The organism is Arthrobacter ruber (genome assembly GCF_002954225.1).
Classification (GTDB): domain Bacteria; phylum Actinomycetota; class Actinomycetes; order Actinomycetales; family Micrococcaceae; genus Arthrobacter_D; species Arthrobacter_D ruber.
Genome location: NZ_PPTH01000018.1, coordinates 256,402 through 272,502 on the forward strand (window position 1 = coordinate 256,402; position 16,101 = coordinate 272,502).

At 66.9% G+C, this 16,101-nt stretch carries 16 protein-coding genes; 11 read left to right on the forward strand and 5 right to left on the reverse strand.

The window, feature by feature from the left end; all coding sequences use genetic code 11:
* Nucleotides 1-21: 21 nt before the first annotated feature.
* The 4 genes from glmM to CI785_RS15005 form a co-directional block, all read right to left on the reverse strand.
* Nucleotides 22-1,380 (reverse strand): phosphoglucosamine mutase, encoded by a 1,359-nt coding sequence (gene glmM, locus CI785_RS14990; RefSeq protein ID WP_105032896.1) that lies wholly within the window; start codon nucleotides 1,378-1,380, stop codon nucleotides 22-24.
* Nucleotides 1,381-1,639: 259 nt separating this feature from the next.
* Nucleotides 1,640-2,137 carry a 30S ribosomal protein S9 gene (gene rpsI, locus CI785_RS14995; protein ID WP_105032897.1) on the reverse strand — a complete coding sequence of 166 codons (498 nt, stop codon included), beginning with the start codon at nucleotides 2,135-2,137 and terminating at the stop codon, nucleotides 1,640-1,642.
* 40 nt (nucleotides 2,138-2,177) lie between these two features.
* Nucleotides 2,178-2,621, reverse strand: a complete 444-nt coding sequence (gene rplM / locus CI785_RS15000) for a 50S ribosomal protein L13 (protein ID WP_105032898.1) — start codon at nucleotides 2,619-2,621, stop codon at nucleotides 2,178-2,180.
* Nucleotides 2,622-2,902: 281 nt separating this feature from the next.
* A complete protein-coding gene (locus CI785_RS15005; protein WP_105032899.1) occupies nucleotides 2,903-5,035 on the reverse strand; it encodes a putative bifunctional diguanylate cyclase/phosphodiesterase in 2,133 nt (710 codons plus the stop codon).
* Nucleotides 5,036-5,292: 257 nt separating this feature from the next.
* Here CI785_RS15005 and CI785_RS15010 point away from each other — a divergent pair, with 257 nt between their 5' ends.
* The 9 genes from CI785_RS15010 (at nucleotide 5,293) to CI785_RS15050 (ending at nucleotide 12,740) form a co-directional block, all read left to right on the forward strand.
* The gene (locus tag CI785_RS15010) at nucleotides 5,293-5,526 is read left to right on the forward strand and encodes a Flp family type IVb pilin (RefSeq protein ID WP_338064921.1); all 234 of its coding nucleotides are present in this window, start codon (nucleotides 5,293-5,295) and stop codon (nucleotides 5,524-5,526) included.
* A 77-nt stretch (nucleotides 5,527-5,603) separates the two neighbouring features.
* A complete protein-coding gene (locus CI785_RS15015) occupies nucleotides 5,604-5,993 on the forward strand; it encodes a TadE/TadG family type IV pilus assembly protein (protein ID WP_105033227.1) in 390 nt (129 codons plus the stop codon).
* Entirely contained in the window at nucleotides 5,981-7,012 is a 1,032-nt protein-coding gene (locus tag CI785_RS15020) for a pilus assembly protein TadG-related protein (protein ID WP_240615225.1), read from the forward strand. The genes CI785_RS15015 and CI785_RS15020 overlap by 13 nt, the downstream gene beginning before the upstream one ends.
* Entirely contained in the window at nucleotides 7,009-7,773 is a 765-nt protein-coding gene (cpaB, locus tag CI785_RS15025) for a Flp pilus assembly protein CpaB (protein WP_105032901.1), read from the forward strand. The genes CI785_RS15020 and cpaB overlap by 4 nt, the downstream gene beginning before the upstream one ends.
* A complete protein-coding gene (locus CI785_RS15030; RefSeq protein ID WP_105032902.1) occupies nucleotides 7,770-8,966 on the forward strand; it encodes a CpaE/TadZ family protein in 1,197 nt (398 codons plus the stop codon). The genes cpaB and CI785_RS15030 overlap by 4 nt, the downstream gene beginning before the upstream one ends.
* Nucleotides 8,963-10,402 (forward strand): TadA family conjugal transfer-associated ATPase, encoded by a 1,440-nt coding sequence (locus CI785_RS15035; protein ID WP_105032903.1) that lies wholly within the window; start codon nucleotides 8,963-8,965, stop codon nucleotides 10,400-10,402. The genes CI785_RS15030 and CI785_RS15035 overlap by 4 nt, the downstream gene beginning before the upstream one ends.
* A 4-nt stretch (nucleotides 10,403-10,406) precedes the next feature.
* Nucleotides 10,407-11,342 (forward strand): type II secretion system F family protein, encoded by a 936-nt coding sequence (locus tag CI785_RS15040; RefSeq protein ID WP_105032904.1) that lies wholly within the window; start codon nucleotides 10,407-10,409, stop codon nucleotides 11,340-11,342.
* Between the two features lie 13 nt (nucleotides 11,343-11,355).
* A complete protein-coding gene (locus CI785_RS15045; protein WP_105032905.1) occupies nucleotides 11,356-12,237 on the forward strand; it encodes a type II secretion system F family protein in 882 nt (293 codons plus the stop codon).
* A 125-nt stretch (nucleotides 12,238-12,362) separates the two neighbouring features.
* A complete protein-coding gene (locus tag CI785_RS15050) occupies nucleotides 12,363-12,740 on the forward strand; it encodes an Hpt domain-containing protein (protein WP_157940291.1) in 378 nt (125 codons plus the stop codon).
* A gap of 14 nt (nucleotides 12,741-12,754) precedes the next feature.
* Here CI785_RS15050 and CI785_RS15055 read toward each other — a convergent pair whose 3' ends face one another.
* On the reverse strand, nucleotides 12,755-13,537 hold the full coding sequence (locus CI785_RS15055; RefSeq protein WP_105032907.1) for a response regulator transcription factor: 783 nt from the start codon (nucleotides 13,535-13,537) through the stop codon (nucleotides 12,755-12,757).
* Between the two features lie 197 nt (nucleotides 13,538-13,734).
* Between CI785_RS15055 and CI785_RS15060 the strand changes: the two genes are divergently transcribed.
* Nucleotides 13,735-15,417, forward strand: coding sequence for a sensor histidine kinase (locus tag CI785_RS15060; RefSeq protein ID WP_157940292.1), 1,683 nt, complete (start codon nucleotides 13,735-13,737; stop codon nucleotides 15,415-15,417).
* Complete coding sequence (locus CI785_RS15065; RefSeq protein ID WP_105032909.1) at nucleotides 15,418-16,056, forward strand: prepilin peptidase; 639 nt, start codon at nucleotides 15,418-15,420, stop codon at nucleotides 16,054-16,056.
* The last annotated feature ends 45 nt before the right edge of the window (nucleotides 16,057-16,101 follow it).

The window sequence follows — 16,101 nt, forward strand, 5'->3', positions numbered from 1 at the left end:
GGGGTCGGCGTGACCCTCGGGTCAGACCGCCGGCTCGAGCGACAGCCGCTCCTGGACCGTCGCGGCGAGCTCTTCGGCGATGCGCTGGGCCGTCGCGGTATCGGCGGCCTCGACCATCACGCGCACCACGGGTTCGGTGCCGGAGGGACGCAGCAGCACCCTCCCGGTCTCGCCCAGGACGGCTTCGGCCTCACGGACGGCGTGCTGGACACCCTCATCCGTGCTGGCGGCGCTGCGATCCACGCCCCGGACGTTGATGAGCACCTGCGGGAGCTTCGTCATGACGGCGGCCAGTTCCTTGAGGCTCTTGCCGGTCGCGACGATGCGGGCGGCGAGCTGGAGGCCGGTGAGAACGCCGTCGCCCGTGGTCGCGTACTCACCGAAGATGACGTGACCGGACTGCTCGCCGCCGAGGCTGAAGTCACCGTCGCGCATGCCCTCGAGGACGTAGCGGTCCCCGACAGCGGTCTCCTTGAGGTTGATGCCCGCTTCACGCAGGGCGATCTTCAGTCCGAGGTTGCTCATCACGGTGGCCACGAGCGTGTCGTCCTTGAGCTTTCCCGCATCCCTCATGGCCAGGGCCATGACGGCCATGATCTGGTCGCCGTCCACCACGGTGCCCTCGTGGTCCACGGCGAGGCAGCGGTCCGCGTCGCCGTCGTGGGCGACGCCGAGGTCGGCCCCGTACTCGAGGACCGCGGCCTGCAGCTTCTCCAGGTGGGTGGAGCCGTAGCCGTCGTTGATGTTCACGCCGTCGGGATCGGCACCGATGACCACGATCTCCGCGCCGGCGTTCCGGAACACCTCGGGCGAGCAGCCGCTGGCTGCGCCGTGTGCGCAGTCGAGGACGATCGTCAGCCCTTCGAGCCGGTTGGGCAGCGTCTGGAGCAGGTGGACCACGTAGCGGTCCTCGGCGTCGGCGAAGCGCTTGATGCGTCCCACGTCGCCGGCCACCGGGCGGCGCACCACACTGGCCATCTCGTCCTCGATGGCGTCCTCGAGTGCGTCGCTGAGCTTGTTGCCGCCCCGGGCAAGGAACTTGATGCCGTTGTCCGGTGCCGGGTTGTGGGAGGCGGAGATCATGACGCCGAAGTCGGCGTCGAGATCGGCGACGAGGAAGGCCGCGGCCGGCGTGGGCAGCACGCCGGCGTCGTAGACGTCGATGCCGGAACTGGCGAGGCCCGCTTCGACAGCGGCCGCGATGAACTCGCCGCTGATGCGGGGGTCGCGGGCGATGACGGCGGTGGGGCGGCGCCCGCCCTCGACGGCGTTGTGGCCGAGGACGACGGCTGCGGCCTGGGCCAGCTGGAGGGACAGTTCTGCCGTGATCAGGCCGTTGGCCAGGCCACGCACGCCGTCGGTGCCGAATAACTTGCTCATCGTTGATCATCCTAAGTGGAAAGCCTGAGACCGGGTGGGCCTCCTACAGGTTAAAGCAAGAAGCCCGTCCGGGAGCCCGGACGGGCTTCTGCGCGTGTCCCCTGTGACGAAAGACTGAGACCCGGCCCATGCTTTGGAACATGGAGCCAGGCGCCGAATCCTGCCGCGAGGCCCCACAGCGCGTGGAGCCGAGCGGCAGATGCCGCTGAGGGGACCCGGAGAAGATCGCGCCGGCGATCTTCTCCGGGGTAAGCGGCAGTTACCGCTTGGAGTACTGAGGCGCCTTGCGTGCCTTCTTGAGACCGGCCTTCTTGCGCTCGATGACGCGGGCGTCACGGGTCAGGAAGCCTGCCTTCTTGAGGGCGGGGCGGTTGTTCTCGCGGTCGATCTCGTTCAGCGTGCGCGCAACACCGAGGCGGAGGGCACCGGCCTGGCCGGAGGGTCCACCACCGTGGATGCGGGCGATGACGTCATAGGCGCCGTCGAGCTCGAGGAGCTTGAACGGGTCGTTGACTTCCTGCTGGTGCAGCTTGTTCGGGAAGTAGTCGGCGAGCTCGCGCCCGTTGACGATCCACTTGCCGGTGCCGGGGACGAGGCGCACGCGGGCGACAGCTTCCTTGCGGCGTCCGACGGCTCCGCCGCCGACGGTAAGCGCGGGACGCTCCTTGACGGCGGTCTCGCCACCTTCGGTGGACTCTGAGGTGTAGCTCGTGAGCTCCTCAGTAGGGTCGTTCAGCTCTTCAGTGTTCTCAGCCACGGTTCTCCTTGAAGTGATTTCTTAGTACTGGTGGCCAGGACTACTGGGCGACCTGAGTGATTTCGTACGTGGTGGGCTGCTGCGCAGCGTGGGGGTGCTCGGCGCCGCGGTAGACCTTCAGCTTGCCGATCTGCTGGGCGGCGAGCGAGTTCTTGGGGAGCATGCCACGGATGGCCTTCTCGACTGCGCGCTCCGGGTTCTTGTCCAGGAGTTCCACGTAGCTGGTGGACTTGAGGCCGCCCGGGTAACCCGAGTGGCGGTATGCCCGCTTCTGCTCGAGCTTGGAGCCGGTGAGGGCTACTTTTTCAGCGTTGATGATGATGACGAAATCGCCCATGTCCATGTGGGGAGCGAAGGTCGGCTTGTGCTTTCCGCGGAGCAGGATTGCGGTCTGGCTGGCAAGACGGCCGAGGACGACGTCGGTTGCATCGATTACGTGCCACTGGCGGGTGATGTCGCCTGGCTTCGGGGTGTACGTACGCACGGTTATGGCCTTCGTTTCTATTTCGGTGTCGCCCACGATTCCGGAGATCTCCGTACCCGCGGGCTCAGCTTATTCATGCGCTACCGGAACTTCAGGTGAGGGCTGAAATACGACCAGTCATCCCGTAAATCTCGGCTCCGCCCCCGGGCCAGGTGGTTCTGCAACTGAACCGCTCCGTGGGGCGCAGACGTATCGAGCTGGGATACGCACAACGACTACCAAGAATAGCGTGCCGTACCGGGCCGGGTCAAAACAGGGCGGCGGCGGCGATCAGTCGGCGATCAGCCGGCGGCTGCCGGCTGCGTCCGGCCTGCATCCGGACGGCTCTTGCCCCCTGTGAGCCACGTACCGGCGTCCCCCACATGCATGGGTCGAGCCCAGAGGAAGCCCTGCGCCGCACCGATCTCGAGCCGCTCGAGCTCGCGGAGCTGACCCTGCGTCTCCACTCCCTCGGCGATGACATCGAGGCCGAGCGCCGAGGCCATCATGGTGATCGCGGCGACGATGGGTCGTGCGTGGAGGTCACCGCCTCCCAGACCGTCCACGAAGGAGCGATCGATCTTCAGGCTGGTGACGGGGAGCCGGCTGAGGTAGCTCAGCGACGAGTATCCGGTGCCGAAGTCGTCGATCGACAGCCCTACGCCCAGCGCGCGAAGCCGTGTGAGCGTGACCATCGAGCATTCCACGTTCTTCAGCAGCGCTGACTCCGTGATCTCGAGCTCCACGGCCGACGGATCGATACCGGCCTCCGTGATCGCGTCAGCCACCGTGTCGAAGAGACAAGGATCCTGCAGTTGACGTGCCGAGAGGTTGACGGCGATGCGCAGCCCGGAAGCTCCCGGCACCTGTGACCGCCAGTGCTGCGTCTGGGCGAGTGCGTTGACCAGCACCCACCTGCCGATGGACACGATGAGCCCGGTCTCCTCGGCGACCGGGATGAAGTCGCAGGGGGATACCAGCCCGTGTCTGGGGTGCCTCCATCGAAGGAGAGCCTCGAAGGCCAGGGGCACCTGCCTGACGACGTCGACGATCGGCTGGTAGTACACCTCGAGCTCGTCGCGCTCGATCGCACGCGGTAGCTGCGATCCGATGTCGAGCCGAGCTCCGGCGCGGCGATGCATCGAGCTCTCGAAGACGACGCCGTCGATGCGACCGGTGTCCTTCGCGGAGTACATCGCCGTGTCCGCCTGATGGAGCAGTGCTTCCGCGGTGTCCGCACTCGAGGACAGCGCGATGCCGATGCTCACGCTGACGAACAACTCATGGCCGAGCAGGTCGAACGGAACCTGGACCTCGGCCGCGATCCGCCGGGCGAGGTCGTGGACCTCCCCCGGGCCCACGCCGCTGCAGACGATGACGAACTCGTCGCCGGCGAAGCGAGCGAGCGTGTCGGTGGGACGCACGGCGCTGCGAAGACGGGCGGCGAGCTGGATGAGGAGGCTGTCACCTGCAGCATGCCCCAGCCCGTCGTTGACCACCTTAAACCGGTTGACGTCGAGGAACAGCACGCCCACCTGGGTACCGTTCTGTCGGGCCTCCTCCAGCACGCGCTCGATGCGGTTCGTCAGGAGCGCCCGGTTCGCCAGGCCAGTCAACGGGTCCTGGAACGCCTGACGTTCGAGGGCTTCCTCGGCGAGCTTCCGCTCGGTGATGTCGACGACGGTCTCGAGGAGCCGGACCAGGACACCGTCCCGGTGTTCGGCGGCGGCGCTCGTGTGGACCCAGCGCACTTCTCCGCTCGGCCGCAGGATCCGGTGAACCAGCTTGAAGGGTGGCCCGCCCGACTCGAGGTCGTGCCAGACCTGCCGCACCCGCTCGCGGTCCTCGGGGTGCAGCACCGAGAGCCACAGCTCCTCGGTCGGGTCCGGGATGATCGGGAGGCCGTGAATACGGAAGTACTCGTCCGACCACCACCGGTGTCCGGTCAGCATGTTCAGTTCCACGGACCCGACGTGCGCCAACTCCTGCGCGAAGGCCAGTCGATCCCGTTCGTGTTCAGCGGCGGTCCGTTTCCGCTGGGCCTCGGTGATGTCACGTGCCACTGCGGAGGAGCCGATCACTCGGCCGTCGTCGTCGAGGACCGGAGAAAGGGTGAGGGACAGCTCGATGAGCGAGCCGTCCCGGTGCCGCGCGACGACTGCCTGCCCGATGATCGGTTTTCCGCCGGCCAGCCCGGAGCGCAGGGTGCCTTCGACGTCCATGGCTCCGGTGGGCGTCAGCATTCCGACGCTGCGGCCGATGGCTTCCTCGGCCGTATACCCGTAGATCTTCTCGGCGCCCGCGTTCCAACTGGTGATGATCCCGTCCAGGTCGGCACCGTTGATCGCATCGTCCGACGCTTCCACCAGCGCGGCGAGCAGGCGCACGTGCTCGAACTCTGAGGCAGCATCGTTCGGCGTGGAAGGAGAGACCATTCCGCCAGTGTAGGTGGGGTGCAACTCGTCTCAACGGGTGCGTCGAGTTCCTTGGCAGAACCGGTGTCTTGCAGCGTTGTCCTCGCTTCGACCTGCGTTCGTACGTCGGTCGAACGCAGCGTTGGCGCAGGAAAACTGCAGGCAGGGCAGGCTTGGCGCAGGATCAGGGATTTGTCGGTATAGCGGCTTGCCGAGGCGCTAGTTTTTGAGCACATCCGGCGCTGGGCCGGAGACACCCCGTCACCCAGGAGTTCCCCATGTTCCTCATGTCCAACACCCGCATGCACCTCCTCCCCCGTCTGGTCCGCAAGGAGGACGGCGCCACCGCTGTCGAGTACGGCATCATGGTCGCTTTCCTCGCGGTCGCCATCATCGTCGCCGTCACCTTTCTGAGCGGCGGACTCTCCACAACGTTCAATAAGGTAGCTTGCCAAGTTCAGGGCAAGACGTACGCCGCAGCCGCTTCCGGAGGCCAGGGCACCTGCAGCTAAGAGTTTCTACATAGGGTGCTTGAGCCGTCTCGTAGAGGTCTTGACGGCTCAAGCACCCTCATTCGAAAGCTATGACTATGGGATCATCGCGAGAGCGAGGCGCCGCGGCGGTAGAGTTCGCTCTGCTTTTACCCGTCCTCATCCTTATCCTCCTAGGCATCATGGAGTTCGGACGCGCATTCAACACTCAGGCAGTGCTAACCGGCGCCGCCCGGGAGAGCGTTCGCGTCATGGTGATTTCTGAAGACACATCGAGAGCGAAGACGGCCGCCGTTACGGCAGGAGTTTTGAGGCCCGAGCTTACTGCTTCAAATATTGCAATCACGGTTCCTGGATCAACCGCCGCTGATCCCTGCCCTGCGGGTAGCACTGCATCCGTAACGGTCAGCTATTCGCTGAGCACACTCACGGGTATTGCTGGTCCCTTTAATATGACAGGCAAGGGAGTCATGCTGTGCGGTGGTTAAAGGAACCCGAAGCACGCGCTGAGCATGGAGCAGTAAGCGTCCTCGTCGCCCTCCTCATGGTAATCCTTCTAGGTTTCGCTGCTCTTGCCGTTGATATTGGCATGGTCGTCTCCGAGAAAGCGCAGCTGCAGAACGGTGCAGACGCGGGCGCTCTCGCGATAGCGCAGGAATGCGCTCGGGACTTGGATGATATCGATTGTCTCCCGACAGCCCCCATCGCCCGCAGTCTTGCCAACAGCAACGCCCTCGACACGAAGAGCAACGTGAAGAACGTTATCGTCGATAAGACGGCCCGCAAGGTCACCGTCACCACCGGAGCACTTCAGGACGGCCAGGCACCCAACCGCATCTCGCTGCTCTTCGCCAACGTACTCGGCATCAGTTCCAGCGAGGTGACGGCATCCTCGACCGCTACGTGGGGAAGCCCTACCTCCGGCCCCGCGCCCTTTCCCATCACATTCTCCGAGTGTGAGCTGAAGGATGGACCGGGTTGGCAGGTCGTGGAGTTCCGGAAGAAGTCTGACGCCACTCCCGCGTGTGCTGGCGGCCCGCCAGGGGGTTTCGGCAGCCTGAACCAGGTCCCCGGTAAGTGCGAGGCATTCGTCGACATCGCACACAGTGCCTCGGGCAGTAACACCGGCAACACCGGAGCGCCCCATGACTGCGTCCCCCTGCTGCAGGAATGGCGGACGAAGATCGAAGCGGGTGAAGCGCCCGTCGGCCTGTTCCCCATCTACCGCAGTGTCAGCGACAGCGGCAACAACGCGATCTATCAGCTCATCGGTTTTGCTGCATTCGAAGTCCACGGCTGGAAGTTCAAGCAGGAAGGCAATTCCACCTTCCCCGACTCCTTCCGTGACAACTACTACGCCGGCTACAAGTGCAGTTCCACGCAATGCATCGGCATCATCGGCAAGTTCGTCAAGATGGTCGGTTTGGACTCCGCCTACACGCTCGGCCCCTACAACCCGGATATGGGCGCTGTCGTCCGTCTCACCCTCGAGGAAGCAACACCATGAAATCCCGTCTCCTGGCCGGCGTCGCCGCCGTCGTGCTCGCCCTCGTCGGGGCGATGATGCTCTACGGCTACGCGCAGGGCGCCGAAGCACGGGCGGTCGAGGGGCTCGACCCGGTCGACGTGCTCGTCGTCGCGACCACCGTCCCCGCCGGAACGACCACCGAGGAACTCATGCCCTTCCTCACCACACAGAGCCTGCCTGCCACAGCCGTGGGAGCGTCCGCACTGAAGGACCTCGACTCCTCGGCCGACAAGGTCACCGCGGTGGAACTGATGCCCGGCGAACAGCTGCTCTCGGAACGGCTCGTGGACCCGAGCGAAGCCTCTCTGACCGGCAGCGTCGAGGTACCGGAGGGCCTGCAGGAGGTGTCCTTCACCATCGAGCCCGACCGCGCGGTGGGAGGCAAGATCGCGCCGGGTGACACCGTCGGCATGTTCATCTCGCTGGAGTCCGGCGGCCTCGAGGAGTCCGCGGACGTCCCGACGACGAAGCTCGCCCTCCACAGGATCCTGGTGACCTCCGTGCAGCGCGCCCCTACCGCCGTCGCCGCCGACCCGGCCGCCGACCCCGAGGAGCAGGCACGAGCCGAGGCCGAGGCGCTCCCGAGCGGATCCCTCATGCTCACGGTCGCCGTCGACACCGCCCAGGCCACGAAGATCGTGCATGCCAACCAGAACGCCACGCTGTGGCTCAGCAAGGAAACGGACGCCACCATCGAGGGCGACTCCCCCGTCATCGAGAACAAGGAACTGTACCGATGAGCAGATTCGTCCTGATCACGCCCAGCTCAGACTTCGAGCAGAAGGTCCGCCACGCCGTCGCAGGCGGTCTCCAGGGTCACGTGAAGAGCCTGCCCTCGACCGTCCTGGCCGGCGACTCGGACGCCATCCTCGACCAGCTGGCGCTGGAACGCCCCGAGGTGCTCATCTTCGGCCCGGGCATCGCCATCGAGGACGCGCTGCGCCTCGCCATCATCGTGGACGTGAAGTTCCCCGAGGTGAGCGTGGTCCTCGTGCACGAGGACCACCCCGAGATCGCCCTGCAGGCCATGCGGGCCGGCGTCCGGGACATCCTCACGCCACTGGCCGACGTCGCGAGCATCCGCGCCCAGCTCGAACGGGCCTGCCAGGCGTTCGCCACGCGCCAGCGGACCGATGCCCAGCTCCCGCACGAGAAGCAGAGCGGATTGGTCATCGGGGTCTTCTCCCCCAAGGGCGGCGTGGGCAAGACCACCATCGCCACCAACCTGGCCGTCGGCCTGGGGAAGATCGCACCGCTGAGCGTCGTCATCGTGGACCTGGACCTCCAGTTCGGTGATGTGGGCACCGGCTTGTACCTGAACCCCGAGTACTCGGTGCTCGACGCCGTGTCCGGTGCCGCCACACAGGACTCCATGGTCCTCAAGGCCTTCCTGACCGCTCACTCGTCGGGGATCTACGCCCTGTGCGGCCCGCGCAACCCGGCCGACGCCGACCGCATCAGCTCCGAGCAGGTGACCCGTCTGATCCAGCAGCTCGCCCTCGAGTTCCGGTACGTCGTCGTCGACACAGGCCCTGGACTCATCGAGCCGAGTCTCGCAGCCCTCGAGCAGTGCACGGACGCCGTATGGGTCACCGGCATGGACGTGCCCAGCGTCCGAGGGCTCCGCACCGGGCTCGACGTCCTCAACAAGCTCAACCTCATGCCGGAGACCCGCCACGTGGTCCTCAACTTCGCGGACACCAAGACCGGGCTCTCGGTCCAGGACATCGAGGCGACCCTCGCCGCGCCCGTCGACGTCTCCATCCCCCGTTCCCGGGCACTGACGCTGGCGACGAACCGGGGCGTCCCCCTGCTGCAGGACAAGGTCCGCGACCCTGCGACGAAGAGCCTCACCGACCTCGTGCAGCGGTTCGACCACGCATGGCGCGCCAAGTCGCAGCGCAAGGTGCACCGCCGCGTGGTGGTCCGATGAAGCTCTCCGCCCGCATCCAGGCCGCCGGCCTGGCGGCCGCGCCTGCCGTCGTCGACGCGGAACCCTCCGCCTCGCCCGCAGAGGAGCCACGCCCTGCGACACTTGCCCCCGCCGTCGTCCGCGAGGCTCCCGAGAAGCCCGGGACGGCGAAGGTGGACGTCTTCGCCGGCCTCAAGCAGCGCGCCGCCTCCGCCCTCTTCGAGCGGATGGGCGTCCGCGCCAGCGACACGTCGATCACCGAGGAGGACCTCAAGGCGATCGCCCGCGAGGAGCTCAGCCAGATCATCGACGCCGAGCAGGTGCCCCTCAGCCCCGACGAGCGACGGCGCCTCATCCAGGACGTGGCCGACGACGTCCTCGGCTTCGGCCCGCTCCAGCGGCTCCTCGACGACGCGTCCGTCACCGAGATCATGGTGAACCGGATGGACCAGATTTACGTCGAGCAGCAGGGCAAGCTGAGACTCAGCGACTCCCGGTTCAGCTCGGAGGAGCACCTCCGGCGCGTGATCGAGCGCATCGTCTCCAAGGTCGGCCGCCGCATCGACGAGTCCTCCCCCTTCGTGGATGCCCGCCTCGAGGACGGCTCCCGCGTCAACGCCGTCATCCCGCCGCTCGCGGTCAACGGTTCCTCGCTGACCATCCGCAAGTTCAGCAAGGTCCCGCTCACGGTGCAGAACCTCATCGATTTCGGGACGCTGACGCCCGAGATGGCCGAACTGCTCGATGCCTGCGTCAAGGCCAAGCTCAACATCATCGTCTCGGGCGGCACGGGCACCGGGAAGACCACCCTGCTCAACGTGCTGTCCTCCTTCCTGCCCGAGGGCGACCGCATCGTCACCATCGAGGACGCCGTCGAGCTGCAGATCCAGCAGCAGCACGTGGTGCGCCTCGAGAGCCGTCCGCCGAACACCGAGGGCAAGGGGGCCGTGACCATCCGCGACCTCGTCCGCAACTCCCTCCGGATGCGGCCCGACCGCATCGTGATCGGCGAGGTGCGTGGCGGTGAGTCCCTGGACATGCTCCAGGCCATGAACACCGGCCACGACGGCTCCCTCTCCACCGTGCATGCCAACTCACCGCGTGACGCGGTCGCCCGCCTCGAGACGCTCGTCCTCATGGCCGGGATGGACCTGCCGCTGCGCGCCATCCGCGAGCAGCTGGCATCCGCAGTCCATCTCGTGGTCCAGATCTCGCGGCTCCGGGACGGAAGCCGGCGCATCACGCACGTCACGGAGGTGCAGGGTATGGAGGGCGACGTCGTCACACTGCAGGACGCCTTCGTCTTCGACTACTCAGCGGGCGTGGACAGCAAGGGCCGTTTCCTCGGCAGACCCGTACCCACGGGCATCCGACCCCGCTTCATGGAACGGTTCGAGGACATGGGGATCACGGTATCCCCCGCCGTCTTCGGGTCCGTTCCCGCGCGCGGACGATAGCCGCATGACCGTCCTGCTCCTTGCCGGGCTCGCCCTGGTGATCGGCGCCATCGTGCTCGCCCTCATCGCACTTCGGCCCCTCCAGTCGCCCGTGCCGCTGGATCGCCGCCGTCCGCCGGTGGACCAGCCGGACTCGCAGCTCTCGCGCTTCGCGGGAGTCGTCGGACGGGCGATGGACCGCTACCTGCAGCGTCGGCCGATGCGGTTCCTGAACCAGCAGGTCCTGGAGACCGCGGGCGTGAAGTTGAGCCAGGCCGAGGTGTACCTGCTCATCATCCTCGCGGGCGTCACCGGTCTCCTGCTCGGCTGGGTGCTGCTCGCGCCCGCCGTCGGCATCCTCCTGCTCCTGCTGTCTCCGGCGGCTGCGCACCTCGTGGTCTCGTTCCTGACCGGACGACGACGTCGCCGCTTCGACGCGCAGCTCGGCGACACCCTGCAGCTACTCACCGGCGGCTTGCGGGCGGGCCACAGCATCCTCCGTGCGATCGACGCCGCTGCGACCGAGGCCGACAGCCCGACGTCGGAGGAGATGCGCAGGATCGTCGCCGAGACGAGCCTCGGCAAGGACCTCCTCGCCTCCCTCATGGACACCTCGGAGCGCATGCAGAACGAGGATTTCGCGTGGATCGCCCAGGCCATCCAGATCAACCGCGAGGTGGGCGGAGATCTCGCCGATGTCCTCGATCAGGTGGGCCATACGATCCGCGAGCGCACCGAGATCAAGGGCCAGATCAAGGCGCTAGCGGCCGAGGGGAAGTTCTCCGCCTACATCCTCGCCGCCCTGCCCTTCGGCATCGCGCTGATCCTCACGGTCGTCAGTCCCGGGTACGTGGATCCGCTGTTCACCAAGCCGCTGGGATGGGTCATGCTCGGGAGTGCTGCCGTCATGATGACGATCGGCGGACTCTGGCTGCGCAAGATCATCGACCTGAAATTCTGAAGGAGACCGACCCGTGGACCTGATCCTGCTCGCCTCACTCCTGCTGACCTCGGTACCAATCGGCTACTTCACCTGGGCACTACTCACCTCCGACGTCAAGGTACGCCGCACCGTGCAGGGCAACCTGAACCAGGGCAGGGGACTTACCCCAGTTGCCGCGGACCGCCAGAACCCCCTGCTCCAGCTCGGACGGCGCCTTACCGCTCACGCCTACGTGGCGAAGCTCGATCACCTGCTCTCACTGGCGGGACGCCCGGCCTCCATGCCGCTGGCGAAGGTCCTCACGGCCAAGCCCCTCCTCGGCCTCGCAGGCGCTCTGGCCGGCCTGCTCCTGCTGCAGTCCGACCCGAGCAAGGTCTTCGTCCTGCTCGCGGTCTTCATCACGGTCCTCGGCTACTTCGTGCCCGACCTGCTCCTCTACAGCAAGGGCCAGGAGCGCCAGAAGGCGATGGCGCTGGAACTGGCCAACACCCTCGACCAGATGCTGATCTCCGTCGAGGCCGGGCTGGGCTTCGAGAGTGCCATGCAGCGGGCCGGTGAAACGGGGAAGGGCCCCCTGGCGGAAGAACTCGTGCGGACCCTGCAGGACATGCAGGTGGGACGCAGCAGGCGTGAGGCGTATCTGGCCCTAGCGGACCGCAGCACCATCCCGGAACTGCGCAGCTTCGTGAAGGCCATCGTCCAGGCCGACGCCTACGGCATCGCACTCTCCGGGGTCCTCCGGACACAGGCGAAGGTCATGCGTGTGAAGCGCAGACAGCGCGCCGAGGAGAAGGCGATGAAGCTGCCCGTCGCAGTCCTCTTCCCGCTGCTGGTGTTCATCTTCCCCGTCCTGTTCATCGTCATCCTCGGCCCTGCTGCGCTCAACGCCATCGATACGTTCGCCAGCCAGTGAGTGGTAACCCCGGCCTACTTTCTGAGTATCTGCCACCTAGCAGGACCGCCAAGCATAAGCGCATTTCTCGCACAGGGTGAGCGGCTTCACGGCAAACCGTCAGATCACACACGTAGCCTGAGATGGTGCCTTCGATCGATTCCCAGCAGGACCTGCCACTGGTGGACCTCACCGTGCTCGCCCACCTCGAGCGGCAGCTGAACGACCCCTCACCCGCCAAGGCGTTCGCCCGTGACTACATCGCCGGGTTCGAGGGGCGCTACCTCCGCCTCACCACCGCGATCGGCGACCGCGACGTCTCTGCCGCCCTCGATGCCGCCCTGAGCCTCCGCAATTCATCCGCGATGGTCGGTGCCGCCCGACTCTCGGCCATGGCTGCCGAGTTCGAGGTGGCAGTGACGGCCTTCGAGCTGGACACGGCGCGTGACATCCTCCCCGCGATCGAGCGCTGCGGGCTGGACACCATCCTCGAAATCCAGTCCCGCTACCTGGCGTCCGTCTAGCCGTCCGACGCCCTTCAGGAACGGCCGGGCGTGAGCCGGTAGCCCACGCCGCGCACGGTCTGCAGCCACCGCGGGTTCTTCGGGTCCTCCTCGAGCTTCCGGCGCAGGTTGCCGATGTGCACCTCGATGGCCCGCTCGTCGGAGTCGCTGATGTAGGTGTCCTCGCCGTAGTACTCACCGCGCACCACCCGCACGAGATCGGCCTTGGTCCTCACGGAGCCGTTGCTCTTGAGCATCTCGTTGAGGAGGTCGAACTCGCTCCGCGTCAGGGGCAGGTCACGTCCGTCGAGCACCACGGTGCGGGCATCCGCATTGAGGGCCAGGCCGTTGTGCTCCACCACGGGCGACGGCGAAGGCACCACAGCGGGAGCTTCCGGCAAGGGCGTCGAAGCGGCCGGCTGCACGGCGGGCACCGGCTCCGCGGCGACCCGCGGCCGGCGCAGCATCGCCGCGACCCGGGCGCGGAGCTCCCGGGGGCGGAACGGCTTGGTGAGATAGTCGTCGGCGCCGGACTGCAGGGCCGTGAGGGTGTCCAGTTCGTCGCCGCGCGAGGTCAGCATCACCACGTAGCAGGTGCTGAAATCCCGGATGCGGCGCAGCACCTCGTACCCGTCGATGTCGGGCAGCCCGACATCGAGGGTGACGACCGCTGCCTCGTGGGTCCTGACCAGTTCGACGCCCGCACGCCCGTTCGGCGCGATGTGCACGTCGAATCCCGACTGCTTCAGGACGGCCGCCACGAGATTCCGAACATCGGAATCGTCCTCGATGACGACTGCCACTCCCGGATCGCTCATCGAGCCCCCGCTCCCGTCTGACCTGTGCTGCACTCTGTTCCACTTCTCATGAACCCCATTGTGCACATCTGTATCGGCTATTTGGCTCCCCCTGCATTCCAAAACGCGGGAGGAACGACATAATGGGAGTCAGTACGTAGGTCTCAGCGTCGGAAAGTCATTCAGAATGCCGTATTTCCCCTTTCCCCGGATAGTGCGTGCCTAGGGATGCCGGTGCCGCGCGGTTGCGCGCGGTCGCCGCGAAGGTGAGCATCAGCCGCTCGGTGGTGCTCTGTCAGATCCCCCTGACCCTGATCGTGGTCGTCATCGCTCTCACGGCGCCACTCCTCCGGCCGGGTCTCATGTCCAACCCCACCTTCGAACTCGGCTTCTCGATGATCCTGGTGCTGCTGGCACTGTGCGTCGTCGTTCCGTGGCGCGAGCTGCCGCGCGGCAGCCTGCTGATCGTCCCCGTCCTCGACTTCGTCGCCATCGCCCTCGTCCGGGCCGGTGCCCTCGAGACACAGCCGGCGCTCGGCGTCCTCGTCATCTTCCCCGTCCTGTGGCTGATGCGCTCCTCCCTGCCCACCTGGGTGTCGCTGGGCTTCACGGCTGCCGGCTCGCTGCTCGTCACGGCCTGGCCGCTGCTGGGCTCCTTCGATCCTGCCCGGCGCGAGTCCTACCTGGCTCCCTTGCTCCTGCCGATCGTGATGCTGTGCATCGCCGTCACCATCCGCGTGATGGGCTCCAGTGCGCGGGCCCGCGACATCGAGATCGAGCGCAAGGATCGCGAACTCAACGACCTGCTGCGTGCCGCCATCGACCGCGAACGCGTCCTCACCGCGATCCTCAACACGGTCGACGTCGGACTGACCGCCGTCGACGCCCACGGCAACACCACGATGACCAACCACCAGCAGGAACTGTTCGATCGACTCGCGGCCGGCCACGAGGACAGCGGCGCACTGCTCTTCGATGCCGATCGGGTGACGCCGCTGGGCGTGGACAGGCAGCCGATCTACCGCGCACTCACCGGCGAGACCTTCGCCGACCAGCTCATCTGGGTGGGCGACGGCGACGCTCAGCGCGCCCTCTCCACCGCGGCACGGCCCATCAAGAACGCCGACGGCGGCATCGCCGGTGCGCTGATCGTCTGCAGCGACGTCACGGAGCTGGTCGAGGCCGTCTCCGCCAAGGACGCCTTCATCTCGAACATCTCGCACGAGTTCCACGCCCCGCTGACGTCCGTGCTCGGATACCTCGAGCTGGTGCTGGAGGACGACCACCCGCTGCCGGCTCACCTCCGGGGCTATGTGGACGTCGCAGGACGCAACGCCGAGCGCGTGCTGCATCTGGTCGCCGACCTGCTGTCGACGGCGGGCGATCGCGTGCGGGTCCATCCACGGCCCGTGGACCTCGCGGCCCTGATCGAGATGAGCGTCCGGTCCAACCGGCTCCGCGCCCAGAAGAACGGCGTCAAGCTGAAGACCGACGCCCAGACGCCCCTCTGGACGCTCATCGATCCCCTGCGGATCTCCCAGGTCCTCGACAACCTGCTCTCCAACGCCATCAAGTACTCCCCCGACGGCGGCGTGGTGAACATCCACGCGGAGGAGTCCGAGTCCGCGATCAGCCTGCACGTTGAGGACCGGGGCATGGGCATGACGGAGCAGGAGGCCCGTCAGGTGTTCTCACGCTTCTACCGCACGCCTGCGGCACGTCACGCCGACATCGACGGCGCCGGACTGGGACTCGCGATCACCAAGTCCATCGTCGAGAGCCACGGAGGGACCATCTCCTGCGTGAGTTCCCCCGGCAAGGGCAGCCGCTTCACGGTGACGCTGCCCGCCAACGGCGAAGTGGGCCGGGCAGCACAGGATTCCATCGGGGAGTCCGTCTAGGTGGTCCCCGAGCCCGTGATCGGCTTCCTCGTCACCGGTGCAGCTGCCGCCGGGATCGGCTATGCCCTGTTCGCCCTGGCCGGCCGGGATCAGCGCACCGTCCTGCCGACGTCCTGGCGGTTGCCACTCGCGGTGCTCGCTGGCGTCCTGGCAGGCGCGGGTGCCGCGGTGACCGGTGAGTGGTGGGACCGACCACTGGTGGCGGTGCTCGCCGCGTTCGGGGTCGTGCTCGCCGCCATCGACCTGCGGTCCAAGCTGCTGCCCAACAGGGTCCTGGTCCGGTTCGCGGCAGTGACGGCCGGGCTACTGCTCGTCGCGGCGGCTGCCGGCGGCGCGTGGGGCGGCCTGCTCGGTGCGACAGCGGGAGCAGCGAGCCTGTTCGCCGTGTACTTCCTGCTCGCGCTCATCTCCCCGGCGGGCATGGGCATGGGTGACGTGAAGCTCGCCGCCGTCCTCGGTCTGTTCGGCGGCTGGGCCGGGTCCGCCGCGTGGATGGGGACGCTGCTGGGCGGATTCCTCCTCGGCGGCCTGGCCGGGATCGGGATCCTCCTGCTGCGAGCCGGATCGCGGGGGTCGACCTTCCCGTTCGGCCCGGGCATGCTACTCGCCGCGTTCGCGAGCTTCGTCCTGCTGGGCTGACGCCGACAGCGGGTGCGGTACGGAACGAGAGAACGTCGACGAGCA